Raw genomic sequence first — 23,473 nt, forward strand, 5'->3', positions numbered from 1 at the left:
GAGTCAGTCGCGGCGTTTCTGCCGGGCGTAGGTCTGCTGCATCACCACCTGGGTGTTGCTCTTGCGGCCATGGGCAATGGCCGTGATGCGATAGATCACCTGAGGCTGCATGTAAAGGGCCAGTCGGGGTGAGCCGTTGGCGATGACGCCCGAGTTCCCTGCGTTGACGTCATAGGGCAGGATCTCTATCCAGTACCAGCCGCCCTTTCCTGCCTCACGATTTGCCAGGATGGAGTCGCTCTTTCCGCCAGCGATGGCGCCCGTGAACTGGCCGTAGCGTGCGCCGACGTCAGCGGCCGTCATCTGGCCCAGCGTGATCCCTTGGCCTTCGTCCGCGTTGTTCCAGAAGTCCTGAGGTCCCGTGCGCTTGGTGCACAGGCCATCGCGGCATCCAGTGGGTGTGGCCTCAGCGAGGCTGGCCAGCAGCAGGCCGACTTCCCCGGTTTCCCGGGGGAACTGTGCGATGCCTGCACCGCTGCGGCAGACGGATGGCTGGCTGCTGCTGGCGGCGCAGGCGGCGCCGCTGGCCTGTTCGCCCCGAATATCCAGTTCGGCATCCTGCAGCAAGGCCTGTGCAGCCTCCAGGGCACGCTGGTAGTCGGCATCGTTGCCCACGAACATTTCGTTGAACAGTGCGCTGCGCGACGCCCACAGGGCGAGCAGCATGGACAGCATGACCAGGACCACCACGATGAACAGGGCGATGCCTTTTTGGCGCTGCGCTGCGCAGGTGTGGGCATGTCGCATGCCTGCAGCCTTGTGCGTCATCCGGCCAACCCCTGGCTGCGCAACTGGTACACGCTGCGAAAGACCATGTGCAGGCGCCGCGTCCTGGGCGCAGGCAGCGTGGCCATGTGGATGGATTCGGCCGTACCGTCGCTGTCGGCGCAGTCGGTATAGCTGCTGTTGGCGGGCATGTCGATGGCCTCGTTGCCGAAGAGCACCAGGCAGACCTCGGCGCCGACGACGCGAGGCCAGTCCTGGCCTACGGCGGCTGCGTTGACATACTGGATGCGGGCGGCGCCCCCCGGCGCCTGGATCAGGTAGCGCACCTGGAAGTTGGCGACGTTCCTGGCGAGGGGCTGGGCACCCGCGGAGGGCGCTCCGGCGCAGCGCAGGGTGTTTTTACTGGCGTCCAGGACAAAGCGGCTCAGGATGAGGCTGTCGCTGTTGGTCTGCCCCAGGCAATTGCGCTGCAGTGAGGTCTCGATGGCCGATGTGTGCAGCGGCTGCGTGTAGTTGCTGTAGCCCACGGCGAGCTTGTATTGGGAGCGCCCGGGTGCATCGAGGCCCTGGATGGTGTCGTGCACGGGGTTGAAGTCCAGTGCGCCCGCCTCGAATGCAACGGGGTCTGCCACGTCAATGGCTTCTGTTGCCTTCTTGTGTGATGCAAGAAGCAGCCGCAGGGACCCCGCCTGCCGGATCTGCCGGCCCATGACACGGAAGAGATGGGAAGCCTGCTGTTGCAACTGACCGGCATCGCTGACGGTGGCGGACACGGCGCGTGACGCCATGAGTGCGCCCATGGCCACGCCGATGATCAGCAGTCCCAGGAAAAGTCCGACCAGCAGTTCGACGAGGCTCAGGCCGCGTTGACGCGGTCTGGCCGCAATGGCGGTGGCGATGCGATGGGGATTCATGGGCCTGCGCAGAAGAGCTGGACTGCGTTGTTTGCAAGGTAGGGAGCGCAGCGAGCGCTGAGTGCGATGTATTGCAGGTGGCAGGTTCTGCCTGCAGGACAGGCCATGGCCTGATCGCCGTGCATGCGATCGCCATCGCCATCAAGCCCGATGGGGTCCTTGTAGTCGGCCTTGCCGGACTTTTCGTTCTCGCGCCAACTGATCATGATCCCCAGCTGGCGCCCATTGCCGGCGCTGGCGGCTGCCTCGTCTCCTGCGAGGAAGACCTTGGCGGCCCCGCCTGGCAGCAGTTGGCGAACGGATGCCTTCCATCGTGCGAGGTGGTAGCTGGCCATTGCGTCCGGGCCGCATGCGGCGGCACTGCAGTCGGCGACGGATTCGGGGGCGTGATTCCAGTCGGAAACGTAGCGGCCGATCTGTCCGAGGGAGTTGGGGTTGGCGTGCGTGCGCTCGCTGAGGTCCTCGATCAGCCGGATGGCCTGGGCGCGGCGCACGCCGCTTTGGTTGTCGGCCAGGGTGCGCATCTGCAGTCCCAGGATTCCCAGAACACCCAGGGCCGTGATGACGGTGGCGACCAGGGTTTCGATCAGGGTAAAGCCATTGGGATGCCGATTGCGGGTACGAGTCAGGCGCATGGAATACCCTCCTGGCCGACCACCCGGATGCGTCCGCCGGACGAGACGCAAATGCCTTGGGTTGCGGCGGAAGTGATTCCGGCCGGAGATGGCGCAATGGCGAAACCCATGGCGGTGAGTCCGCCCAACTGACCCCAGCGGTCCACACTGATGATGGAGGCAGACCGGGAGCGGGTGACGAGGGTGCGGGCGGGCGTGTCGAAGCGCTGCAGCTCCTCCTTGGGATCCCAGTGCCTGTTGCCATTGCGGTCGGCGAACACCACCCAGCCGCAGCCCCAGTCGGCGTGCTGCGCCGCCAGGGTGCAGCCATTGGTGCCTTGGGGCAGTTTCTGGATGAAAACGCCGCCACCGCGCCGCACGGCTTCGGAGCGCGCGTACTGCAGCGTCGATTGCAGGGCCTCGACGGTCTGGCGAACACGCCAGCGCTCGATGATGAGGTTGAAGCTGGGAGTTGCCAGCGTGGTGAGCACGGCGAGGATGGCGACGACCACCATCAACTCGATGGCAGTGAAGCCTTCGGCGCCCGGGCGAGCCTGAGGCCTGGTCGATGACATGTCTTGAATCCCTCCCCGTCGATTGGCTTGCGCAACGCTGGTTGTTGCTGCTTGTTTCGTGCGCCGCTCAATCTATTGGGGTTGTTCGTGCATGTCTTTCAGACCAATCTGTTTCTCTGGTCAAAAAATAGGAGTTGTGCCGTGAATGGGGCTGAATTCAGGCGTGCAGAGGTGCGAAAAAATCCAATGATGGCAAAGCTTTGCCGGATTTTTGGGTATTCGAGGCTGGCCTAGGACTGTTTCTGGGAGCGTGTCAGCGCTGGCGCCTGCCCGGCGGCTGCCCGGTGTATCCGGCGCATGCTCCGGCGTTGTGCCTGCCCTGGCATTCGCGGTAAAGCCGCTTGTCGCGTTGCTCGGGCGACTCGTCTGAGCTGCTGCGCTGCGCCGGCACCCGGACCCGCTGCCCGCCCTTTTTGCGCTTGGAGCCTTGCGCAGCCGATGCGTCGGCGCGATGGGACGCAGCCTGGGCAGGCAGGGCCAGGCCCAGGGCCGCGACCAGGCAGAGCAGGGCGCATTGCCGCAGCTGCGCTTGTCGGGTCGATGGAATGAATGAAAAACGCACTGCCATGGCGTGGCCCTCCCTTGGTGTATGGAATGCCTGCGCACCACATATCCGTGCTTCGTGACGGCATGCCTGTGGCGCGGGCTTTGCGGGATTCTGGGCGGCCAGCAGGCCGAAGTGGCAAAGGGCCGCAAATCAGGTGTGGATGCCGGTCCGGGCGTGCTTGTTATAATCCCAGGGTTTTGCATGGTGCAAGACGCACGTCGGGGCCTTTCCAGTCCCGGCGCAAGTAACCAAGGCTGCCTCCTTGCTTTTGTCTTTGAGGCGCCAATTTCCAAGGAAAAAAATGATCGCATCTTCCGTGAAGGCTGAAGTCGTCAAGTCCAACGCACGCTCTGCCAACGACACTGGTAGCCCAGAAGTGCAAGTGGCCCTGCTGACCGCACGCATCAACGAGCTGACCCCTCACTTCAAGCAACACGCCAAGGACCACCACGGTCGCCGTGGCCTGCTGCGCATGGTGAGCCGCCGTCGCAAGCTGCTGGACTACCTCAAGTCCAAGGACGCTGATCGCTACACCGCACTGATCGCCAAGCTGGGCCTGCGCAAGTAAGCACGGTGGGAGATCGAAACGCCTGAGTTAGCCTGTCTAGCTCAGGCGTTTTTTACTTCGGAGAAAGCAAGACAGAGCGAAGCTGTGTCATTCCATTGCTGCGGATTTGATAGCAAGAAATCCAGCAATGGAATGGCATCGTGTTCTGAATTGCTCTCCATCATGGCCGGATGAGTGCATCTGGCCAACATTCCCTAGGAGCAACAATGTCCATCTTCAACAAAGTCACCAAGACCTTCCAGTGGGGCCAGCACACGGTCACCATGGAAACCGGCGAGATCGCCCGCCAGGCTTCCGGCGCCGTGCTGGTCAACATCGATGACACCGTGGTGCTGGCCACCGTGGTGGCGTCCAAGCAGGCCAAGTCCGGCCAGGACTTCTTCCCGCTGACCGTCGATTACATCGAGAAGACCTACGCCGCAGGCAAGATCCCCGGCAGCTTCTTCAAGCGCGAAGCCAAGCCCAGCGAACTGGAAACCCTGACCAGCCGCCTGATCGACCGTCCGATCCGCCCGCTGTTCCCCGAAGGCTTCTACAACGACGTGCATGTGGTCATCCACACCGTGTCGCTGAACCCCGAAGTCGATGCCGACATCGCCGCCCTGATCGCCACGTCGGCCGCCCTGTCCGTGTCGGGCATTCCGTTCAACGGTCCCATCGGTGCCGCCCGCGTGGGCTACATCAATGGCGAGTACGTGCTCAACCCCGGCCAGACCCAGCGCAAGGATTCGCAGATGGATCTGGTCGTGGCCGGCACCGAAGCCGCCGTGCTGATGGTGGAGTCCGAGGCGCAGCAACTGCCTGAAGACGTGATGCTGGGCGCCGTGGTCTTCGGCCACGAGCAAGGTCGCATCGCCATCGAAGCCATCCACGAGCTGGTGCGCGAAGCCGGCAAGCCCGTCTGGGACTGGGTTGCTCCCGCCAAGGATGAAGAGCTGATCGCCAAGGTGGCTGCACTGGGTGACGAAGCCCTGCGCACGGCCTACCAGATCCGCAACAAGCAAAGCCGCACGCAGGCCTGCCGCGAAGCCTACGCCGCCGTGAAGGCCGGCCTGACGGCCCAGGGCGTGGAGTTCGACGGCGTCAAGGTCGAAGGCATGCTGTTCGACATCGAGGCACGCATCGTTCGCAGCCAGATCCTGGCCGGCGAGCCGCGCATCGACGGCCGTGACACGCGCACCGTGCGCCCCATCGAAATCCGCAACTCCGTGCTGCCCCGCACGCACGGCTCGGCCCTGTTCACGCGCGGCGAGACGCAGGCCCTGGTAGTGTCCACGCTGGGCACCGAGCGCGACGCGCAGCGCATCGACGCGCTGGCTGGCGAGTTCGAGGACCGCTTCCTGTTCCACTACAACATGCCTCCCTTTGCCACCGGCGAAGTGGGCCGCATGGGCTCGACCAAGCGCCGCGAAATCGGCCACGGCCGTCTGGCCAAGCGCGCCCTGGCGGCCTGCCTGCCCAGCAAGGAAGAATTCCCCTACACCATCCGCGTGGTGTCGGAAATCACCGAGTCCAACGGCTCCTCGTCCATGGCTTCGGTCTGTGGCGGCTGCCTGTCGATGATGGATGCAGGCGTTCCGATGAAGGCCCACGTGGCCGGCATCGCCATGGGCCTGATCAAGGAAGACAACCGCTTCGCCGTGCTGACCGACATCCTGGGTGACGAAGATCACTTGGGCGACATGGACTTCAAGGTGGCCGGCACGACCAGCGGCATCACCGCGCTGCAGATGGACATCAAGATCCAGGGCATCACCAAGGAAATCATGCAGGTCGCCCTGGCCCAGGCCAAGGAAGCGCGCATGCACATCCTGGGCAAGATGCAGGAAGCCATGGGCGAAGCCAAGGCCGAGATCTCGTCCTTCGCTCCCAAGCTGTACACGATGAAGATCAACCCCGAGAAGATCCGTGACGTGATCGGCAAGGGCGGCTCCACCATCCGTGCACTGACCGAAGAGACCGGCACGCAGATCGACATCGGCGAAGACGGCACCATCACCATCGCCTCCAGCGATGCCGCCAAGGCCGATGAAGCCAAGCGCCGCATCGAAGAGATCACGGCCGAAGTCGAAATCGGCAAGATCTACGAAGGCCCGGTCACCAAGATCCTGGACTTCGGTGCTCTCGTGAACCTGCTGCCCGGCAAGGACGGTCTGCTGCACATCAGCCAGATTGCCCACGAGCGCGTGGAGCGCGTCGCCGACTACCTGCAGGAAGGCCAGATCATCAAGGTCAAGGTCATGGAGACCGACGAAAAGGGTCGTGTCAAGCTGTCGCTGAAGGCGTTGACCGAGCGTCCTGCCGGCATGGAGCGCAGCGAGCGCCCCGCGCCTGCCGAGCGTGAGTTCCGCCAGCCGCGTGAGCCCCGCCAGCAACGCGAGTACCGCGAGCCGCGTGAACCTCGCGAGCCCCGTGAAGGCGGTCGTCCGGCTGCCGAGGGCGAGCAGCAACAGCAACAGCAGCAGCAGCAGTAATGCCCGGCAAGGCCGTTCCCCAAAAAGGGGGTGGCCTTGCAGGTGCATGCGGTGACTGGAAAAAGCGCTGACCTGTTCAGCGCTTGTGGCATTTTTGACAGGGATTGCGAGGTCGAAAAATGGAAAAGCAAATCATGCGTGCCGTGGAACTCACGGACTTTGGTGGTCCCGAGGTCTTGCGCCTGGGCGAGCGTCCGCTGCCCGTGGCCGGCGCGCAGGAGTTGCTGATCCAGGTCTCGGCCAGCGGTGTCAATCGTCCTGATGTGTTGCAGCGCAAGGGGCACTACGCCCCGCCGCCCGGTGCCTCGGATCTGCCCGGGCTGGAAGTGGCCGGGGTGATCGTGTCGGGTGACGACGACGCCATGCGGCTGGCAGGCCTGCGCGTGGGCGACCGCGTGTGCGCGCTGCTGGCCGGTGGTGGCTATGCGGAGTACTGCGTTGCGCCAGTGGCCCAGTGCCTGCCCATCCCGGCGGGGCTCAGCGAGGTGGAGGCTTCGGCATTGCCTGAAACCTTCTTCACCGTCTGGAGCAATGTGTTCGATCGCGGCGCCTTGCAGGCGGGCGAAACCCTGCTGGTGCAGGGCGGCAGCAGCGGCATTGGCGTGACGGCCATCCAGTTGGCCAAGGCGCGTGGCGCCACGGTCATCGTGACGGCTGGCTCCGATGCCAAATGCGCCGACTGCCTGAAGCTGGGCGCCGACCATGCCATCAACTACCGTACCCAGGACTTTGCCGCGGAGGTGCAGCGCATCACCGACGGCAAGGGCGTGGACGTGATCCTGGACATGGTGGCGGGCAGCTATGTGGCGCGCGAAGTGCAGAGCCTGGCCGAGGATGGCCGTCTGGTCATCATTGCGGTGCAGGGCGGCATCAAGGCGGAGTTCGATGCGGGCCTGGTCCTGCGCCGTCGCCTGCTGGTGACGGGCTCCACGCTGCGTCCGCGTCCTGTCGCCTTCAAGGCGGCCATCGCCCAGGCGCTGCGGCGCGAGGTCTGGCCGCTCATCGAGGCAGGCGGTATCCGCCCTGTGATTCACAGCACCTTTGCTGCCGCTGATGCCGACAAGGCGCACGCGCTGATGGAGTCGAGTCAGCACACCGGCAAAATCGTTTTGACGTGGTAACCATGAAGAAGAAACTCATCGTCGGCAACTGGAAGATGAATGGCAGCCTGGCTGCCAATGCCGTGTTGCTCAAGGCCCTCAAGCAGGGGCTGCCCGAAGGTGGAAATGCGGGTGTGGCGGTGGCCGTGCCGGCCGCCTATCTGGCCCAGGCCCAGGCCGAGCTTGCAGGTTCGTCCATTGGCGTGGCTGCGCAGGATGTGTCGCAGCATGACTCGGGCGCCTACACGGGCGAGCTTTCGGCTGCCATGCTCCAGGATTTTGACGTGCGCTACACCTTGGTGGGGCACTCGGAGCGTCGCCAATACCATGGCGAAACCGATGCCGTGGTGGCCTTGAAGGCGCAGGCTGCGCTGGCCAAGGGCGTCACGCCCATCGTCTGTGTGGGCGAAACGCTGGCAGAGCGCGAGGCGGGGCAGACCGAGGAAGTCGTCAAGCGCCAGCTGGCAGCCGTGATCCATCAGGTGGGTCAGTGCATCAGTGAGCTGGTCGTGGCCTACGAGCCTGTCTGGGCCATCGGCACCGGCAGGACCGCAACACCCGAGCAGGCGCAGCAGGTGCATGCCGTGCTGCGCGCCCAGCTGGCGGCTGCCAGCCGGCAGGCTGACCGCATCCCCTTGCTCTACGGCGGCAGCATGAACGCCTCCAATGCAGCCCAGCTTCTGGCCCAGGCCGACATTGACGGTGGTCTTGTGGGCGGGGCGTCGCTCAAGGCGCCGGATTTCCTGACCATCATCGCTGCGGCCCATTGAGCCGGAGCAGTTTCTCCATTCGCTTTTTTAGCTCTCGCGTTACTAGCAGGTACAACCAATGAATGCATTCGCAAGCGTGATCCTCGCCGTCCAGATGCTGTCGGCACTCGGCATGATCGGCCTGATCCTGATCCAGCACGGAAAGGGCGCCGACATGGGCGCCTCGTTCGGCAGCGGCAGCTCCGGCAGCCTGTTCGGTGCCTCGGGCAGCGCGAACTTTCTGTCGCGCTCCACGGCAGGCCTGGCCACGGTGTTCTTCGTGACCACGCTGGCGCTGGCCTATCTGAGCAATGCGCGCCCCGTCAGCTCGGGCAGCGTGCTGGAAGGCGCGGCCCCCATCACGGCACCGGCTCCCGCAGTCCCTGGCGCTGCTGGCGAAGTGCCTGCTCCTGCGGCAGGTCAGGCGCCTGCTGCCGGTGCTGAAGGTGCGGCCCAGATCCCCACGAAATAATTTCGAACAAAGCCCTCGGTCCTCCTGGTCCGAGGGTTTTTCAGAGTAGAATCTAGAGATTGTTCGGTAGGCAGAATCTTTGCAACGAAGATAAAGAGCCAGCCGAAATCGAGACGTAGCCGTCGTGGTGAAATTGGTAGACACGCTATCTTGAGGGGGTAGTGGCGAAAGCTGTGCGAGTTCGAGTCTCGCCGACGGCACCAAGATATAACTAAGAGCCTGCCCTGCTGATCAGGCTGATCGGTGCGGGCATGCCTTTCAAGGTAGCCGCACACGATGAACATCGACCAGTATCTTCCCGTTCTCTTGTTCATTCTCGTCGGCATGGGTGTCGGCGTAGTCCCCCTGGTACTGGGGTATGTGCTGGGTCCGAACCGGCCCGATGCCGCCAAGAACTCTCCCTACGAATGTGGCTTCGAGGCCTTCGAAGACGCGCGCATGAAATTCGATGTGCGCTACTACCTCGTCGCCATCCTGTTCATCCTATTTGATTTGGAAATCGCCTTTCTGCTGCCCTGGGCCGTTGCGCTTCGGGACGTGGGTGGGGCTGGTTTCGCCGCTGTCCTGATTTTCCTGACCGTTCTCGTCGTGGGCTTTGTCTACGAATGGAAGAAGGGTGCGTTGGACTGGGACTGATGCGGGTTCACTAAGGAAACACGATGATCGAAGGCGTGATGAAGGAAGGCTTCATCACCACGAGTTACGACTCGGTGGTGAATTGGGCCAAGACGGGCTCGCTGTGGCCCATGACATTTGGTCTGGCCTGCTGCGCGGTCGAGATGATGCACGCTGCGGCGGCGCGTTACGACATTGGCCGCTTTGGCTCGGAAGTCTTCCGTGCCAGCCCCCGCCAGTCGGACCTGATGATTGTGGCCGGCACCCTGTGCAACAAGATGGCGCCCGCCATGCGCAAGGTCTATGACCAGATGTCCGAGCCCCGCTGGGTCATCTCCATGGGCTCGTGCGCCAATGGCGGCGGCTACTACCACTACAGCTATTCCGTGGTGCGTGGCTGCGACCGCATCGTGCCGGTCGATGTCTATGTGCCTGGCTGCCCCCCCACGGCGGAAGCCCTGATCTACGGCATCATCCAGCTGCAGCAGAAGATCCGCCGCACCCATACCATCGCTCGCGTCTAAGGGCTAGATGATGACTGCTATTGCGATTCACCCCGAAGTGCTTCGGGATGTGGTGGCTGCTGCCTTGGGCGACAAGGCGCGCAGCGTGACCGTGGCCCTGGGCGAGGTGACGGTCGAAGTGTCCGCTGCCAACTATCTGGAGGCCATGCAGGTTCTGCACAGCGCCCCGGATTGCCGGTTCGAGGTCCTGGTGGACCTGTGTGGCGTGGACTATTCCACCTATGCAGAAGTCGGCCGCGAAGGGCCGCGCTTTGCCGTGGTGTCCCACCTGCTGTCGATCAGCCTGAACCAGCGCCTGCGCGTTCGCGTCTTCTGTACCGACGACGATTTTCCGGTGGTGGCTTCGGTTACTCCCATCTGGGCCGGCGCCAACTGGTTCGAGCGCGAGGCGTTCGACCTGTTCGGCATTGTCTTCGATGGCCATGACGACCTGCGCCGCATCCTGACCGACTACGGCTTCATCGGCCATCCCTTCCGCAAGGACTTCCCGCTATCGGGCCATGTGGAGATGCGCTATGACCCCGAACAGCAGCGCGTGGTGTACCAGCCGGTCACCATCGAGCCCCGCGAGATCACGCCGCGGATCATCCGCGAAGACAACTACGGGGGCCTGCACTGAAGGCGCTGCAGGCGCCTTTTTGATGGACGACCATGGCTGAAATCAAGAACTATTCCCTGAACTTTGGTCCGCAGCACCCGGCAGCGCACGGCGTGCTGCGCCTGGTGCTGGAGCTCGACGGTGAAGTGGTGCAGCGTGCAGACCCGCACATCGGTCTGCTGCACCGCGCGACGGAAAAACTGGCAGAGAGCAAGACCTACATCCAGTCGCTGCCCTATATGGACCGGCTGGACTACGTGTCCATGATGTGCAACGAGCACGCCTACTGCCTGGCCATCGAGAAGCTGCTGGGCATCGAAGTGCCCATTCGCGCCCAGTACATCCGCGTGATGTATTCGGAGATCACCCGCATCATGAATCACCTGATGTGGCTGGGCTCCAGCGGCAACGATGCAGGCAGCTCCACGACGCTGATCTATACCTTCCGTGAGCGCGAAGACCTCATGGACATGTACGAGGCGGTCTCCGGCGCGCGCATGCACGCGGCCTATTTCCGTCCGGGCGGCGTCTACCGCGACCTGCCCGACACCATGCCGCAGTACAAGGCCAGCAAGGTGCGCAATGCGCGCTCGGTCGAGGTCATGAACCGCAACCGCCAGGGCTCGCTGCTGGACTTCATCGACGACTTCACGCAGCGCTTCCCCAAGTGCGCCGACGAGTACGAGACCCTGCTGACCGACAACCGCATCTGGAAGCAGCGCAACGTGGACATCGGCGTGGTGACGGCCGAGCGTGCCATGAACCTGGGCCTGACCGGCCCCATGCTGCGTGCCTCCGGCGTGGCCTGGGACATGCGCAAATCGCAGCCCTACGAGGTCTATGACCGCATGGACTTCGACGTGCCCGTGGGCAAGACCGGCGACTGCTACGACCGCTACCTGGTGCGCGTGGCCGAAATGCGCCAGTCCAACCGCATCATCAAGCAGTGCGTGGACTGGCTGCGTGCCAACCCGGGCCCGGTGATCGTGGACAACCACAAGATCGCCCCGCCGCCGCGCGAAGGCATGAAGTCCAACATGGAAGAGCTGATCCACCACTTCAAGCTCTTCACCGAAGGTTTCCGCGTGCCCGAAGGCGAGGCTTACGCGGCCATCGAACACCCCAAGGGGGAGTTCGGCATCTACATCGTGAGCGACGGGGCCAACAAGCCCTACCGCCTGAAGATCCGTCCGCCGGGATTCGCCAATCTGTCCGCCATGGACGAACTGTGCCGAGGCCACATGCTGGCCGACGCCGTGATGGTGCTGAGTACCCTGGACATCGTGTTTGGAGACGTTGACCGATGATTACCGAAGCGACCAAGGAGCGCTTTGCGCGCGAGGTGGCCAAGTACCCGGCCGACCAGAAGCAGTCGGCCGTGATGGCCTGCCTGTCCATCGTGCAGCAGGAACAGGGCTGGGTCAGTCCCGAGAGCGAGGCCGTGATCGCCGAGTTCCTGGGCATGGCCGAGATCGCGGTGCACGAAGTCACCACGTTCTACAACATGTACAACCAGCGGCCGGTGGGCAAGTTCAAGCTGAACGTCTGCACCAACCTGCCCTGTCAGCTGCGCGACGGCTACAAGGCGCTGCACCATCTGGAATCCCGCCTGGGCATCAAGATGGGCGAGACCACGCCCGATGGCATGTTCACGCTGCAGCAGTCCGAGTGCCTGGGTGCCTGCGCGGATTCGCCGGTGATGCTGGTGAACGACCGCTGCATGTGCAGCTTCATGAGCAACGAAAAGCTCGACGAACTGATCGACGGCCTGCGCGCCGCGGAGGGCAAGGCATGAACGCCGCCGCACAATCGGTCCTGGCCAGGTTTGCCGCTTCGGGCAGCGAGACCTGCTTCCACGACCGCCACATCAATCCCCAGATCTATGCCGATCTGACCGGCGCCAACTGGTCCATCAAGGACTACGAGGCACGCGGCGGCTACCAGGCGCTGCGCAAGATCCTGGGCAAGGACGGCAGCGAAGGCCTGACGCAGGATCAGGTGATCGCCACCGTCAAGGAGTCGGGGCTGCGCGGCCGCGGAGGCGCAGGTTTCCCCACGGGCCTGAAGTGGAGCTTCATGCCCCGCCAGTTCCCGGGCCAGAAGCATCTGGTGTGCAACTCGGACGAAGGCGAGCCGGGCACCTGCAAGGACCGGGACATCCTGGTGCACAACCCCCACATCGTGATCGAGGGCATGATCATCGCGGCCTACGCGATGGGCATCTCCCTGGGCTACAACTACATCCACGGCGAAATCTTCGAGGCCTATGAGCGCTTCGAGGCCGCGCTGGAGGAAGCCCGCGCTGCCGGCTACCTGGGCGACAACATCATGGGCAGCAGCTTCAGCTTCCAGCTGCACGCGCACCATGGCTTCGGCGCCTACATCTGCGGCGAAGAGACTGCGCTGCTGGAGTCGCTGGAAGGCAAGAAGGGCCAGCCGCGCTTCAAGCCGCCGTTCCCGGCCAGCTTCGGCCTGTACGGCAAGCCCACCACCATCAATAACACCGAAACCTTTGCGGCCGTTCCCTGGATCATCCGCAACGGCGGTGCTGCGTACCTGGAGTGCGGCAAGCCCAACAATGGCGGCACCAAGATCTTCTCGGTCAGCGGCGACGTCAACCTGCCCGGCAACTACGAAGTGCCGCTGGGCACGCCCTTCAGCAAGCTGCTGGAGCTGGCCGGTGGCGTGCGCACGGGCCGCAAGCTCAAGGCCGTGATCCCCGGCGGATCGTCCTCGCCCGTGCTGCCGGCCGACATCATCATGGAATGCACGATGGACTACGACTCCATCGCCAAGGCCGGCTCCATGCTGGGCTCGGGCGCCGTGATCGTGATGGACGACTCGCGCGACATGGTCGAGAGCCTGCTGCGCCTGTCCTACTTCTACCAGCACGAGTCCTGCGGCCAGTGCACTCCCTGCCGCGAAGGCACGGGCTGGCTGTGGCGCGTGGTCAACCGAATCGAGCACGGCGAAGGCCGTCCTGAAGACATCGAGCTGTTGGACTCGGTGTCCGTGAACATCATGGGGCGCACGATCTGTGCGCTGGGCGATGCGGCAGCGATGCCGGTGCGCGCCATGATCAAGCACTTCCGCCACGAGTTTGAAGCGAAGATCCAGAACGCTTCCAAGCAGACGGTCCACGCCGCCTGATCGCGAGAAAAGCATATGGTTGAAATTGAACTGGACGGAAAGAAGGTGGAGGTCGCCGAGGGCTGCATGGTCATGCATGCAGCCGAGAAGGCAGGCACCTACATCCCGCATTTCTGCTACCACAAGAAACTTTCCATCGCCGCCAACTGCCGCATGTGCCTGGTGGACGTGGAAAAGGCCCCCAAGCCCATGCCCGCCTGCGCCACGCCCGTGACGCAGGGCATGATCGTGCGCACCAAGAGCGAGAAGGCGATCAAGGCACAGCAATCGGTGATGGAGTTCCTGCTCATCAATCACCCGCTGGACTGCCCGATCTGCGACCAGGGCGGCGAATGCCAGCTGCAGGATCTGGCCGTGGGCTACGGCAGCTCCGCCTCGCGCTACGAGGAAGAAAAGCGCGTGGTCTTCCACAAGGACGTGGGCCCGCTGATCTCCATGCAGGAGATGAGCCGCTGCATCCACTGCACCCGCTGCGTGCGCTTCGGACAGGAAGTGTCCGGCGTGATGGAGCTGGGCATGATCAACCGCGGCGAGCACTCCGAGATCACCACGGTGGTGGGCGATACCGTGGACTCCGAGCTGTCGGGCAACATGATCGACATCTGCCCCGTGGGCGCGCTGACCAGCAAGCCCTTCCGCTACAGCGCCCGCACCTGGGAGCTGTCGCGCCGCAAGTCGGTCTCGCCCCATGACTCCACGGGTGCCAACCTCATCGTCCAGGTCAAGAACCACAAGGTCCTGCGCGTCGTGCCCTTCGAGAACGAAGAGGTCAACGAGTGCTGGATCGCCGACCGCGACCGCTTCTCCTACGAAGCCCTGAACAGTGACGAACGCCTGACCCGCCCCATGCTCAAGCAGGGCGGTGAGTGGAAGGAGGTCGACTGGCAGACGGCCCTCGAATACGTGGCCAACGGCCTGCGCCAGATCAAGAACGACCATGGCGCCTCCGCCATCGGTGCGCTGGTCAGCCCGCACAGCACGCTGGAAGAGCTGTTCCTGGCAGGCAAGCTGGTGCGCGGCCTGGGCAGCGAGAACATCGACCATCGCCTGCGCAACGCCGAGTTCACCGCCGCCCAGGGCGTGCAGTGGCTGGGCACGCCCATCGCCTCGCTTTCCAAGCTGCAAGGCGTCCTGGTGCTCGGCTCCAACCTGCGCAAGGACCATCCGCTGTTCGCGCAGCGCATCCGCCAGGCGGCCAAGCAGGGCTGCACCGTGCTCGCCATCAATGAGCGTGTCTACGACTGGGCCATGCCGGTGACGGCGTCCATCGTGGCAGCCCCGGACTGGGCCCAGGCGCTGGCCGATGTGGCCGCCGCCGTGGCGCAGGAAAAGGGTGTTGCCGCTCCCGTGGCCGCCGCCAACGTGCATGCCGAGGCCCAGGCCATTGCCACCGCGCTGCTGCGCGGCGAGCGCAAGGCCATCTTGCTGGGCAATGCCGCTGCGCACCACGCACAGGCATCGACCCTGCTGTCGCTGGCCAACTGGATTGCCGAGCAGACCGGCGCCTCGGTCGGCTACCTGACCGAAGCCGCCAACACGGTGGGCGCGCAGTGGGTGGGCGCACAGCCTGCCGCTTCGGGCCTGAACGCAGGCCAGATGCTGGCCGGCGGCCTCAAGGCCGTGCTGCTGCTGAACAACGAGCCCGTGTTCGACTCCGCTGCCGGCGCCCGCGCCGCAGAGGCACTGGGCAAGGCCGAGATGGTCGTGACCCTGAGCCCGTTCAAGGCCAACATGGAATTCAGCGACGTGCTGCTGCCCATCGCCCCGTTCACGGAAACCTCGGGCAGCTTCGTCAACGCCGAAGGCCGCCTGCAGAGCTTTCATGCCGTGGTCAAGCCGCTGGCCGAAGTCCGTCCGGGCTGGAAGGTGCTGCGCGTTCTGGCCAACCTGCTGGGCGTGCAGGGCGTGGACTACGAGACGTCGCAGGATGTGCTCGCAGCCGCCACCGCCGGCGCCACCAGCGTGCCGGCCAACCTGCTGGGCAATGGTGCGCCTGCCGTGAATTCCATCGCCAACGGCGCAGGCCATGCCGCGCCCGTGGTGGCCAGCATTTATCAGCTCGACAGCATCGTGCGCCGCGCGACGTCGCTGCAACTGACGGCAGATGCACGTCAGGCTCGTGAGGGAGGCGCCGCATGATTGACGCACTCAAGACGGCCGGTGCCGGCCTGATCGCCGCCTCCTGGTGGACCGACGTGGCCTGGCCCGTGCTCTGGATCCTGCTGGGCATCGTCGCCATCGTCGCCCCGCTGATGGGCGCCGTGGCCTACCTGACGCTGTGGGAGCGCAAGCTGCTGGGCTTCATGCAGGTTCGCATGGGTCCCAACCGCGTGGGTCCCTTCGGCCTGCTGCAGCCCCTGGCCGACGGCCTGAAGCTGCTGACCAAGGAACTGATCCAGCCCACGGCTGCCGCCAAGGGCCTGTTCTACGTGGGTCCCGTGATGGCCATCATGCCCGCCCTGGCGGCATGGGTGGCGATCCCCTTCGGTCCCGAAGTGGCGCTGGCCAACGTCAACGCCGGCCTGCTGCTGATCATGGCCATCACGTCCATCGAAGTCTATGGCGTGATCATTGCCGGCTGGGCCTCCAACTCCAAGTACGCCTTCCTGGGCGCGCTGCGCGCCTCGGCGCAGATGGTCAGCTACGAGATTGCGCTGGGCTTCTGCTTCCTGGTCGTGATCATGGTCACGGGCAGCATGAATCTGACGCAGATCGTGCTGAGCCAGGGCCAGGGCCAGTTCGCCAGCATGGGTGCCAGCGTCCTGTCGTGGAACTGGCTGCCGCTGCTGCCGATCTTCGTGGTGTACCTGATCTCGGCCGTGGCTGAGACCAACCGCCACCCCTTCGACGTGGTCGAAGGCGAAGCCGAAATCGTGGCCGGCCACATGGTCGAGTACTCGGGCATGGGCTTTGCCATCTTCTTCCTGGCCGAGTACGCCAGCATGTGGCTGGTGTCCATCCTGGCCGTGATCATGTTCCTGGGCGGCTGGCTGCCTCCGTTCGACTTCCTGTCGTTCATCCCCGGATGGATCTGGCTGGCGGCGAAGACTTTCCTGGTCGTGTCCATGTTCATCTGGATCCGTGCCACCTTCCCGCGCTTTCGCTATGACCAGATCATGCGTCTGGGCTGGAAGATCTTCATTCCCGTCACCCTGGTGTGGCTGGTCATCGTGGGTGGCTGGATGCACTCGCCTTGGAACATCTGGAACTGAGCGGAGCAAGAATGTCTGCGGTTGCTGCTACCCCATTTTCGATCAAAGATTTCTTCAAGAGCTTCATGCTCTGGGAACTGGCCAAGGGCATGGCCCTGACTGGCCGCTACACCTTCCGCCGCAAGGTCACGGTGCAGTTCCCCGAAGAAAAGACACCTCTGTCGCCGCGTTTTCGCGGACTGCACGCCCTGCGCCGTTATGACAACGGCGAAGAGCGCTGCATCGCCTGCAAGCTGTGCGAAGCGGTCTGCCCGGCCATGGCCATCACCATCGAGTCCGATGTGCGTGACGACGGCTCGCGCCGCACCACGCGCTACGACATCGACCTGACCAAGTGCATCTTCTGCGGCTTCTGCGAGGAAAGCTGCCCGGTGGATTCCATCGTCGAGACGCATATCTTCGAATACCACGGAGAAAAGCGCGGCGACCTGTACTTCACCAAGGACATGCTGCTGGCCGTTGGCGATCGCTACGAACCCGAGATTGCCGCCGCCAAGGCTGCGGACGCCAAGTACCGCTGAAGCGGCTCCTTGATCACTTGAAAAGATTCGATCCATGGACGCCAAAACTGGTTTCTTCTATCTGTTCTCGGTCGTGCTGCTGTTTGCAGCCTTCCGGGTCGTCACGGCGCGCAACCCCGTGCATGCCGTGCTCAACCTGATCCTGGCCTTCTCGCAGGCTGCCGGCATCTGGCTTTTGCTCAAGGCCGAGTTCCTGGGCGTGACCCTGGTGCTGGTCTACCTGGGCGCCGTGATGGTGCTGTTCCTGTTCGTGGTGATGATGCTGGACATCCGCATCGACGCCGTGCGCCAGGGCTTCTGGAAGCATTTCCCCTTCGCTGCCCTGATCGGCGCACTGATCGCCTTTGAAATGGGCATGGTGCTGATGGGCGGCTTCAGCGGCGTCGAGGAGCCCAAGGCCATTGCGGCCACGGTCAACGCTGCCGGCCAGACCGTGCAGTACTCCAACACCCAGGCCCTGGGCAAGCTGCTGTACACCGAATACCTGTACCCCGTCGAGATCGCTGCCGTGATCCTGCTGGTGGCCATGATCGCCGCCATCGCCCTGACCCTGCGCAAGCGCAAGGACAGCAAGGCAGTGAACCCGGCCCAGCAGATCCGCGTGCGCGCAAAGGATCGCCTCGAGCTGGTCAAGGTGCCGGTCACCCAGGCGCCGCAGGCACCGGCCGCCGAGGCAACCCCCGCCGTGGAGACAAAAGCATGACGCTGACTTTGGGCCATTACTTGACGCTGGGCGCCATGCTGTTCGCGCTCTCCGTCGTTGGCATTTTTCTGAACCGCAAGAACCTGATCGTGCTGCTGATGGCCATCGAGCTGATGCTCCTGGCCGTCAACATGAACTTCGTGGCCTTCTCCAGCTATCTGGGTGACATGCACGGACAGGTGTTCGTGTTCTTCATCCTGACAGTGGCAGCGGCCGAGTCGGCCATCGGTCTGGCGATCCTGGTGCTTCTGTTCCGCAACAAGACCAGCATCAATGCGGAAGATCTCAACTCCCTCAAGGGTTGAGTCCGCCGTAACTTGCAAGGTTCTTAAGAATGAGTCAAACACTCTCTGCATCCATGCTCCTGGCGGTGCCGCTGGCACCGCTGGCGGGTTCCGCGCTCGCGGGTATCTGGGGCACGGCCTTCGGCGGCAACAAGATCGGTCGCGGCGGCAGCCATTCCCTCACGATTTTGGGCGTGCTGATCGCCTTCATCCTGTCGGCCATCACCTTCAACAGCGTGATCTTCGACGGGGCGCGCTTCGACCAGTCCATCTACACCTGGATGGAAATCGGCGGGCTGAAGATGGAAGTCGGTTTCCTGATCGACAGCATCACGGCCATGATGATGTGCGTGGTGACCTTCGTGTCGCTGATGGTGCACATCTACACCATCGGCTACATGCAGGAAGATGACGGCTACAACCGTTTCTTCTCCTACATCTCGCTGTTCACCTTCTCCATGTTGATGCTCGTCATGAGCAACAACCTGCTGCAGCTGTTCTTCGGCTGGGAAGCCGTGGGCCTGGTGTCGTACCTGCTGATCGGCTTCTACTACAACAAGCCCTCGGCCATCTTCGCCAACATGAAGGCCTTCCTGGTCAACCGCGTGGGCGACTTCGGCTTCATCCTGGGCATCGGCCTGATCGCTGCCTACACGGGCACCATGAACTACGGCGAGATCTTCGCCAAGCTGCCCGAGATCCAGAACACCCTGCTGCCGGGCACCGGCTGGCTGCTGGTGACGGTGACGGCCATCTGCCTGTTCATCGGCGCCATGGGCAAGTCGGCCCAGTTCCCGCTGCATGCCTGGCTGCCCGATTCGATGGAAGGCCCGACCCCCATCTCGGCACTGATCCACGCCGCCACCATGGTGACGGCCGGCATCTTCATGGTCTCGCGCATGTCGCCGCTGTACGAGCTGTCGGACACCGCGCTGAGCTTCATCCTGGTGATCGGCTCCATCACGGCGCTGTTCATGGGCGTGCTGGGCATCATCCAGAACGACATCAAGCGCGTGATCGCGTACTCCACGCTGTCGCAGCTGGGCTACATGACCGTGGCCCTGGGCGCCTCGGCCTACTCGGTGGCCGTGTTCCACCTGATGACCCACGCCTTCTTCAAGGCCCTGCTGTTCCTTGGCGCCGGCTCGGTGATCATGGGCATGCACCACAACCAGGACATCCGCTGGATGGGCGGCGTGCGCAAGTACATGCCCATCACCTGGATCACGTTCCTGCTGGGCAACCTGGCGCTGATCGGCACGCCGTTCTTCTCGGGCTTCTACTCGAAGGACGCCATCATCGAGGCCGTGCATGCCACCAACCTGCCGGGTGCTGGCTTCGCCAATTTCGCGGTGCTGGCCGGCGTGTTCATCACGGCGTTCTACTCCTTCCGCCTGTACTTCATCGTCTTCCACGGCAAGGAGCGCTACGACCAGAATCCCGATGCGCACCACCATGGCCACGATGACCACCACGCCCATGACGACCACCACGGCCATGGCCACGATGCCAAGCCGCATGAGTCGCCACTGGTCGTGACCGGCCCGCTGATGCTGCTGGCCATCCCCTCGGTGGTGATCGGTGCCCTGGCACTGATGCCCATGCTGTTCGGTGATTTCTTCAAGGGTGTGATCCACGTCGATGGCAGCAAGCACGGCGCCATGGCCGAGCTGGCCGAGAAGATCCACGGCTGGGTGCCCATGGCGCTGCACGGCTTCACGGCCGCGCCGTTCTGGCTTGCACTGGCAGGCGTCGTCGTCTCCTACCTGTTCTACATGGTCAAGCCCGAAGTGCCTGCCGCCATCAAGTCGTCCATGCAGAAGATCGGTGTCTACCAGGCACTGGAAGGCAAGTACGGCGTGGACTGGGTCTACGAGAACATCTTCGCCCGCGGCGCACGCGCCTTCGGCAGCTTCTTCTGGAAGGTCGGCGACCAGGCCATCATCGATGGCGGCATCGTCAACGGCTCGTGGAAGCTCATCGGCCGCATCGGCCAGTGGGTGCGCAAGCTGCAGTCGGGCTATCTCTATCACTACGCGTTGGTCATGCTGCTGGGCGTGTTCGCTCTCATGACGTATTTCGTGTGGCTCAACAAGTAGTAGGGGAAGAACAAAAATGCATTGGTTGAGTCTTTCAATCTGGGTGCCGATCGCCTTCGGCGCCCTCCTGCTGGCCCTGGGCCGCGAGGATCAGGTCAAGGCAGTGCGCTGGCTGGCCCTGGTCGGCGCGCTGGCAGGCCTGGCCGTCACGCTGCCGCTGATACAGCAGTTCGACAACAGCACGGCTGCCATGCAGTTCGTGGAGAAGGCGCTGTGGATCGAGCGCTTCAACATCCACTACCACCTGGGCGTGGATGGCATCTCGTTCTGGTTCGTGCCGCTGACCGCCTTCATCACCGTGATCGTCGTGATCGCGTCGTGGGAGAACATCACCGAGCGCGTGAACCAGTACATGGGCGCCTTCCTGATCCTGTCCGGCCTGATGGTCGGCGTGTTCAGCGCGCTGGACGGCCTGCTGTTCTACGTGTTCTTCGAGGCCACGCTGATCCCGATGTACCTGATCATCGGCATCTGGGGAGGTCCCAACCGCATCTATGCGGCCTTCAAGTTCTTCCTGTACACGCTGATGGGTTCGCTGCTGACCCTGGTCGCCGTGATCTACCTGTACACCCAGTCGGGTGGCAGCTTCGAGATCCTCGACTGGCACAAGCTGCCGCTGTCCATGACGGCCCAGACGCTGATCTTCTTCGCCTTCTTCGCGGCCTTTGCCGTGAAGGTGCCGATGTGGCCGGTCCACACCTGGCTGCCCGACGTGCACGTGGAAGCGCCCACCGGCGGCTCCGCCGTGCTGGCCGCCATCATGCTGAAGCTGGGCGCCTACGGTTTCCTGCGCTTTTCCATGCCCATCGCACCCGATGCCTCGCACAAGTGGGCCTGGCTGGTCATCGCCCTGTCGCTGATCGCCGTGATCTACGTGGGCGTGGTCGCCCTGGTGCAAAAGGACATGAAGAAGCTGGTGGCCTACTCGTCCGTGGCCCACATGGGCTTCGTGACCCTGGGCTTCTTCATCTTCAATCCGCTGGGCATTGCCGGCGGCATCGTGCAGATGATTGCCCACGGCTTCGTGTCGGGCGCCATGTTCCTGTGCATCGGCGTGCTCTACGACCGCGTGCACTCGCGTGAAATCGCTTCCTACGGCGGCGTGGTCAACACCATGCCCAAGTTCGCGGCCTTCGCGCTGCTGTTCGCCATGGCCAACTGCGGCCTGCCCGCGACGGCCGGCTTCGTCGGCGAGTGGATGGTGATCCTGGGCGCCGTGCAATACAACTTCTGGATCGGCCTGGGCGCTGCCACGGCGCTGATCTTCGGCGCAGCCTATACGCTGTGGATGTACAAGCGCGTCTACCTGGGTCCTGTCACCAATGACAATGTGCGCGGCCTGACCGACATCGGCAACCGCGAGTTCCTGGTGCTGGGTCTGCTGGCCATCGCCGTGCTGTACATGGGCCTGTATCCCAAGCCCTTCACTGACGTGATGGATGTGTCCGTGGCCGAGCTGCTCAAGCATGTGGCCATGAGCAAGCTGCAGTGACCAGACTGAAACGAGAGAATCGAGATGATTGACAACATCAGCTGGCTGGCCATCTATCCGGAGATCCTTCTCCTGGTCATGGCCTGCGTGATCGCCCTGGTGGACCTGGGCGTCAAAAGCCCGCGCCGCACGGGCACCTATGTTCTGACACTGCTGACCCTGGGCGTGGTGGCCGTGCTGCAAGGCATGTATGCCTCCAGTGGCAACACGTTCTATGGCTGGGGCAACATGGTCGTCTCCGACGCCATGGGCAACTGGCTCAAGTGTTTCGCCACCGTGGCCATGATGGTCACCCTGGTCTACGGCCGCCCCTACGCCGCCGACCGCGACATGCTGCGCGGCGGCGAGCTGTTCACGTTGGCCATGCTCGCGCTGCTGGGCATGTTCATCATGATCTCGGGCAACAACTTCCTGGTCATCTACCTGGGCCTGGAGCTGCTGACGCTGTCCAGCTACGCCCTGGTGGCGCTGCGCCGCGACCACACGGCTTCGGTCGAGGCCGCGATGAAGTACTTCGTGCTTGGCGCCATGGCCAGCGGCTTCCTGCTGTACGGCATGTCCATGCTCTACGGCGCGACCGGTTCGCTGGACATCGGCCAGGTGTTCAAGGCCATCAACTCGGGCGAAATCAAGCACCAGGTGCTGGTGTTCGGCCTGGTCTTCGTGGTCTCCGGCCTGGCCTTCAAGCTGGGCGTGGTTCCCTTCCACATGTGGGTCCCCGACGTGTACCAGGGCGCTCCCACGGCCATCACCACCATGATCGGTGGCGCGCCCAAGCTGGCGGCCTTCGCCATCGTCATCCGCCTGCTGGTGGACGGCCTGCTGCCGCTGGCCATCGACTGGCAGCAGATGCTGGCCGTGCTTGCCATTGCCTCTCTGCTGGTCGGCAACCTGGCCGGCCTGCAGCAGACCAACCTCAAGCGCATGCTGGCCTACTCGACCATCTCGCAGATGGGCTTCGTGCTGCTGGGCCTGATGTCGGGTGTGGTCGACGGCAAGGTCGATCCGGCCACCGTCGAGAACGCCTACAGCTCGGCCATGTTCTACGTGGTGACCTATGTGCTGACCACGCTGGCCGCCTTCGGCGTGATCCAGCTGCTGGCCCGCGAAGGCTTCGAGAGCGAAGAGGTCGCCGACTTTGCCGGCCTGAACCAGCGCAGCCCGCTGTATGCCGGCGTGATGGCGATCTGCCTGTTCTCCATGGCCGGCATTCCGCCCCTGGTCGGCTTCTACGCCAAGCTGTCGGTGCTGCAGGCGCTGGTGGCTTCGGGCCACAGCCTGTACATCGCCCTGGCCGTGTTCGCCGTGGTCATGTCGCTGATCGGCGCCTTCTACTACCTGCGCGTCGTCAAGGTCATGTACTTCGATGAGCCCATCACCGCCACCAGCGTTTCCGCTTCGCTGGACGTGCGCGTGGTGCTGACCCTCAATGGCGCCCTGGTGCTGGGTCTGGGCATCCTGCCCGGCGGCCTGATGGCCCTGTGCGCCGACGCCGTCGTGCGCGCCCTGGCTTCCTGATCCACTTTCCCTGTGCAG

Annotated in this window: 24 protein-coding genes and 1 tRNA gene; 20 read left to right on the forward strand and 5 right to left on the reverse strand. The window is 63.7% G+C overall.

Features of this window, described 5'->3' with window-relative positions:
• Positions 1–3: 3 nt before the first annotated feature.
• The 5 genes from G4D77_RS24040 to G4D77_RS24060 form a co-directional block, all read right to left on the reverse strand.
• The gene (locus G4D77_RS24040) at positions 4–768 is read right to left on the reverse strand and encodes a pilus assembly PilX family protein (protein WP_016447720.1); all 765 of its coding nucleotides are present in this window, start codon (positions 766–768) and stop codon (positions 4–6) included.
• Positions 765–1,640 carry a type IV pilus assembly protein gene (locus G4D77_RS24045; RefSeq protein WP_047326636.1) on the reverse strand — a complete coding sequence of 292 codons (876 nt, stop codon included), beginning with the start codon at positions 1,638–1,640 and terminating at the stop codon, positions 765–767. The genes G4D77_RS24040 and G4D77_RS24045 overlap by 4 nt, the downstream gene beginning before the upstream one ends.
• Positions 1,637–2,275: a type IV pilus modification protein PilV gene (pilV, locus tag G4D77_RS24050; RefSeq protein WP_047217368.1), complete on the reverse strand. Its 639-nt coding sequence runs from the start codon at positions 2,273–2,275 to the stop codon at positions 1,637–1,639. Before pilV ends, G4D77_RS24045 begins: the two co-directional genes overlap by 4 nt.
• Positions 2,266–2,829, reverse strand: coding sequence for a GspH/FimT family pseudopilin (locus tag G4D77_RS24055; protein WP_154833705.1), 564 nt, complete (start codon positions 2,827–2,829; stop codon positions 2,266–2,268). Before G4D77_RS24055 ends, pilV begins: the two co-directional genes overlap by 10 nt.
• A gap of 253 nt (positions 2,830–3,082) precedes the next feature.
• Entirely contained in the window at positions 3,083–3,397 is a 315-nt protein-coding gene (locus G4D77_RS24060; protein WP_047217366.1) for a hypothetical protein, read from the reverse strand.
• A gap of 280 nt (positions 3,398–3,677) precedes the next feature.
• Here G4D77_RS24060 and rpsO point away from each other — a divergent pair, with 280 nt between their 5' ends.
• The 20 genes from rpsO (at position 3,678) to nuoN (ending at position 23,455) form a co-directional block, all read left to right on the forward strand.
• Positions 3,678–3,944 (forward strand): 30S ribosomal protein S15, encoded by a 267-nt coding sequence (gene rpsO / locus G4D77_RS24065; protein ID WP_012206984.1) that lies wholly within the window; start codon positions 3,678–3,680, stop codon positions 3,942–3,944.
• A 206-nt stretch (positions 3,945–4,150) separates the two neighbouring features.
• Complete coding sequence (gene pnp / locus G4D77_RS24070) at positions 4,151–6,418, forward strand: polyribonucleotide nucleotidyltransferase (RefSeq protein WP_154833706.1); 2,268 nt, start codon at positions 4,151–4,153, stop codon at positions 6,416–6,418.
• Positions 6,419–6,537: 119 nt separating this feature from the next.
• Positions 6,538–7,539, forward strand: a complete 1,002-nt coding sequence (locus G4D77_RS24075; protein WP_016447714.1) for an NAD(P)H-quinone oxidoreductase — start codon at positions 6,538–6,540, stop codon at positions 7,537–7,539.
• Between the two features lie 2 nt (positions 7,540–7,541).
• Entirely contained in the window at positions 7,542–8,288 is a 747-nt protein-coding gene (gene tpiA / locus G4D77_RS24080) for a triose-phosphate isomerase (protein WP_154833707.1), read from the forward strand.
• Positions 8,289–8,346: 58 nt separating this feature from the next.
• Complete coding sequence (secG, locus tag G4D77_RS24085) at positions 8,347–8,739, forward strand: preprotein translocase subunit SecG (RefSeq protein WP_016447712.1); 393 nt, start codon at positions 8,347–8,349, stop codon at positions 8,737–8,739.
• Positions 8,740–8,857: 118 nt separating this feature from the next.
• Positions 8,858–8,942: transfer RNA gene (locus tag G4D77_RS24090), tRNA-Leu, on the forward strand.
• A 73-nt stretch (positions 8,943–9,015) separates the two neighbouring features.
• On the forward strand, positions 9,016–9,375 hold the full coding sequence (locus G4D77_RS24095) for an NADH-quinone oxidoreductase subunit A (RefSeq protein ID WP_012206979.1): 360 nt from the start codon (positions 9,016–9,018) through the stop codon (positions 9,373–9,375).
• A 23-nt stretch (positions 9,376–9,398) separates the two neighbouring features.
• Positions 9,399–9,878 carry a NuoB/complex I 20 kDa subunit family protein gene (locus G4D77_RS24100; RefSeq protein WP_012206978.1) on the forward strand — a complete coding sequence of 160 codons (480 nt, stop codon included), beginning with the start codon at positions 9,399–9,401 and terminating at the stop codon, positions 9,876–9,878.
• Between the two features lie 10 nt (positions 9,879–9,888).
• The gene (locus G4D77_RS24105) at positions 9,889–10,497 is read left to right on the forward strand and encodes an NADH-quinone oxidoreductase subunit C (protein WP_026062051.1); all 609 of its coding nucleotides are present in this window, start codon (positions 9,889–9,891) and stop codon (positions 10,495–10,497) included.
• Between the two features lie 32 nt (positions 10,498–10,529).
• Entirely contained in the window at positions 10,530–11,783 is a 1,254-nt protein-coding gene (locus G4D77_RS24110) for an NADH-quinone oxidoreductase subunit D (RefSeq protein WP_016447710.1), read from the forward strand.
• Positions 11,780–12,271 (forward strand): NADH-quinone oxidoreductase subunit NuoE, encoded by a 492-nt coding sequence (nuoE, locus tag G4D77_RS24115; protein WP_016447709.1) that lies wholly within the window; start codon positions 11,780–11,782, stop codon positions 12,269–12,271. Before G4D77_RS24110 ends, nuoE begins: the two co-directional genes overlap by 4 nt.
• A complete protein-coding gene (gene nuoF, locus G4D77_RS24120; RefSeq protein ID WP_016447708.1) occupies positions 12,268–13,626 on the forward strand; it encodes an NADH-quinone oxidoreductase subunit NuoF in 1,359 nt (452 codons plus the stop codon). Before nuoE ends, nuoF begins: the two co-directional genes overlap by 4 nt.
• A gap of 15 nt (positions 13,627–13,641) precedes the next feature.
• Entirely contained in the window at positions 13,642–15,765 is a 2,124-nt protein-coding gene (gene nuoG, locus G4D77_RS24125; RefSeq protein WP_154833708.1) for an NADH-quinone oxidoreductase subunit NuoG, read from the forward strand.
• Positions 15,762–16,838, forward strand: a complete 1,077-nt coding sequence (gene nuoH, locus G4D77_RS24130) for an NADH-quinone oxidoreductase subunit NuoH (RefSeq protein WP_034363791.1) — start codon at positions 15,762–15,764, stop codon at positions 16,836–16,838. Before nuoG ends, nuoH begins: the two co-directional genes overlap by 4 nt.
• An 11-nt stretch (positions 16,839–16,849) precedes the next feature.
• Positions 16,850–17,359, forward strand: a complete 510-nt coding sequence (gene nuoI / locus G4D77_RS24135) for an NADH-quinone oxidoreductase subunit NuoI (RefSeq protein WP_016447705.1) — start codon at positions 16,850–16,852, stop codon at positions 17,357–17,359.
• 34 nt (positions 17,360–17,393) lie between these two features.
• Positions 17,394–18,062 carry an NADH-quinone oxidoreductase subunit J gene (locus tag G4D77_RS24140; RefSeq protein WP_012206970.1) on the forward strand — a complete coding sequence of 223 codons (669 nt, stop codon included), beginning with the start codon at positions 17,394–17,396 and terminating at the stop codon, positions 18,060–18,062.
• On the forward strand, positions 18,059–18,367 hold the full coding sequence (nuoK, locus tag G4D77_RS24145; RefSeq protein WP_016447704.1) for an NADH-quinone oxidoreductase subunit NuoK: 309 nt from the start codon (positions 18,059–18,061) through the stop codon (positions 18,365–18,367). The genes G4D77_RS24140 and nuoK overlap by 4 nt, the downstream gene beginning before the upstream one ends.
• A gap of 29 nt (positions 18,368–18,396) precedes the next feature.
• Positions 18,397–20,445 (forward strand): NADH-quinone oxidoreductase subunit L, encoded by a 2,049-nt coding sequence (gene nuoL / locus G4D77_RS24150; protein ID WP_026062052.1) that lies wholly within the window; start codon positions 18,397–18,399, stop codon positions 20,443–20,445.
• Positions 20,446–20,461: 16 nt separating this feature from the next.
• Complete coding sequence (locus G4D77_RS24155) at positions 20,462–21,937, forward strand: NADH-quinone oxidoreductase subunit M (RefSeq protein WP_046239124.1); 1,476 nt, start codon at positions 20,462–20,464, stop codon at positions 21,935–21,937.
• Positions 21,938–21,961: 24 nt separating this feature from the next.
• Positions 21,962–23,455 (forward strand): NADH-quinone oxidoreductase subunit NuoN, encoded by a 1,494-nt coding sequence (gene nuoN, locus G4D77_RS24160; protein ID WP_016447701.1) that lies wholly within the window; start codon positions 21,962–21,964, stop codon positions 23,453–23,455.
• Positions 23,456–23,473: the final 18 nt, after the last annotated feature.

It is taken from the genome of Delftia sp. WY8 (genome assembly GCF_018437695.1).
Lineage (GTDB): Bacteria > Pseudomonadota > Gammaproteobacteria > Burkholderiales > Burkholderiaceae_C > Comamonas > Comamonas tsuruhatensis.

What these genes read in the sequence shown, in the direction of transcription:
- G4D77_RS24040 (WP_016447720.1), bottom strand. Translation starts at nt 768, where the DNA reads ATGACGCACAAGGCTGCAGGCATGCGACATGCCCACACCTGCGCAGCG.
- G4D77_RS24045 (WP_047326636.1), bottom strand. Translation starts at nt 1,640, where the DNA reads ATGAATCCCCATCGCATCGCCACCGCCATTGCGGCCAGACCGCGTCAA.
- pilV (WP_047217368.1), bottom strand. Translation starts at nt 2,275, where the DNA reads ATGCGCCTGACTCGTACCCGCAATCGGCATCCCAATGGCTTTACCCTG.
- G4D77_RS24055 (WP_154833705.1), bottom strand. Translation starts at nt 2,829, where the DNA reads ATGTCATCGACCAGGCCTCAGGCTCGCCCGGGCGCCGAAGGCTTCACT.
- G4D77_RS24060 (WP_047217366.1), bottom strand. Translation starts at nt 3,397, where the DNA reads ATGGCAGTGCGTTTTTCATTCATTCCATCGACCCGACAAGCGCAGCTG.
- rpsO (WP_012206984.1), top strand. Translation starts at nt 3,678, where the DNA reads ATGATCGCATCTTCCGTGAAGGCTGAAGTCGTCAAGTCCAACGCACGC.
- pnp (WP_154833706.1), top strand. Translation starts at nt 4,151, where the DNA reads ATGTCCATCTTCAACAAAGTCACCAAGACCTTCCAGTGGGGCCAGCAC.
- G4D77_RS24075 (WP_016447714.1), top strand. Translation starts at nt 6,538, where the DNA reads ATGGAAAAGCAAATCATGCGTGCCGTGGAACTCACGGACTTTGGTGGT.
- tpiA (WP_154833707.1), top strand. Translation starts at nt 7,542, where the DNA reads ATGAAGAAGAAACTCATCGTCGGCAACTGGAAGATGAATGGCAGCCTG.
- secG (WP_016447712.1), top strand. Translation starts at nt 8,347, where the DNA reads ATGAATGCATTCGCAAGCGTGATCCTCGCCGTCCAGATGCTGTCGGCA.
- G4D77_RS24095 (WP_012206979.1), top strand. Translation starts at nt 9,016, where the DNA reads ATGAACATCGACCAGTATCTTCCCGTTCTCTTGTTCATTCTCGTCGGC.
- G4D77_RS24100 (WP_012206978.1), top strand. Translation starts at nt 9,399, where the DNA reads ATGATCGAAGGCGTGATGAAGGAAGGCTTCATCACCACGAGTTACGAC.
- G4D77_RS24105 (WP_026062051.1), top strand. Translation starts at nt 9,889, where the DNA reads ATGACTGCTATTGCGATTCACCCCGAAGTGCTTCGGGATGTGGTGGCT.
- G4D77_RS24110 (WP_016447710.1), top strand. Translation starts at nt 10,530, where the DNA reads ATGGCTGAAATCAAGAACTATTCCCTGAACTTTGGTCCGCAGCACCCG.
- nuoE (WP_016447709.1), top strand. Translation starts at nt 11,780, where the DNA reads ATGATTACCGAAGCGACCAAGGAGCGCTTTGCGCGCGAGGTGGCCAAG.
- nuoF (WP_016447708.1), top strand. Translation starts at nt 12,268, where the DNA reads ATGAACGCCGCCGCACAATCGGTCCTGGCCAGGTTTGCCGCTTCGGGC.
- nuoG (WP_154833708.1), top strand. Translation starts at nt 13,642, where the DNA reads ATGGTTGAAATTGAACTGGACGGAAAGAAGGTGGAGGTCGCCGAGGGC.
- nuoH (WP_034363791.1), top strand. Translation starts at nt 15,762, where the DNA reads ATGATTGACGCACTCAAGACGGCCGGTGCCGGCCTGATCGCCGCCTCC.
- nuoI (WP_016447705.1), top strand. Translation starts at nt 16,850, where the DNA reads ATGTCTGCGGTTGCTGCTACCCCATTTTCGATCAAAGATTTCTTCAAG.
- G4D77_RS24140 (WP_012206970.1), top strand. Translation starts at nt 17,394, where the DNA reads ATGGACGCCAAAACTGGTTTCTTCTATCTGTTCTCGGTCGTGCTGCTG.
- nuoK (WP_016447704.1), top strand. Translation starts at nt 18,059, where the DNA reads ATGACGCTGACTTTGGGCCATTACTTGACGCTGGGCGCCATGCTGTTC.
- nuoL (WP_026062052.1), top strand. Translation starts at nt 18,397, where the DNA reads ATGAGTCAAACACTCTCTGCATCCATGCTCCTGGCGGTGCCGCTGGCA.
- G4D77_RS24155 (WP_046239124.1), top strand. Translation starts at nt 20,462, where the DNA reads ATGCATTGGTTGAGTCTTTCAATCTGGGTGCCGATCGCCTTCGGCGCC.
- nuoN (WP_016447701.1), top strand. Translation starts at nt 21,962, where the DNA reads ATGATTGACAACATCAGCTGGCTGGCCATCTATCCGGAGATCCTTCTC.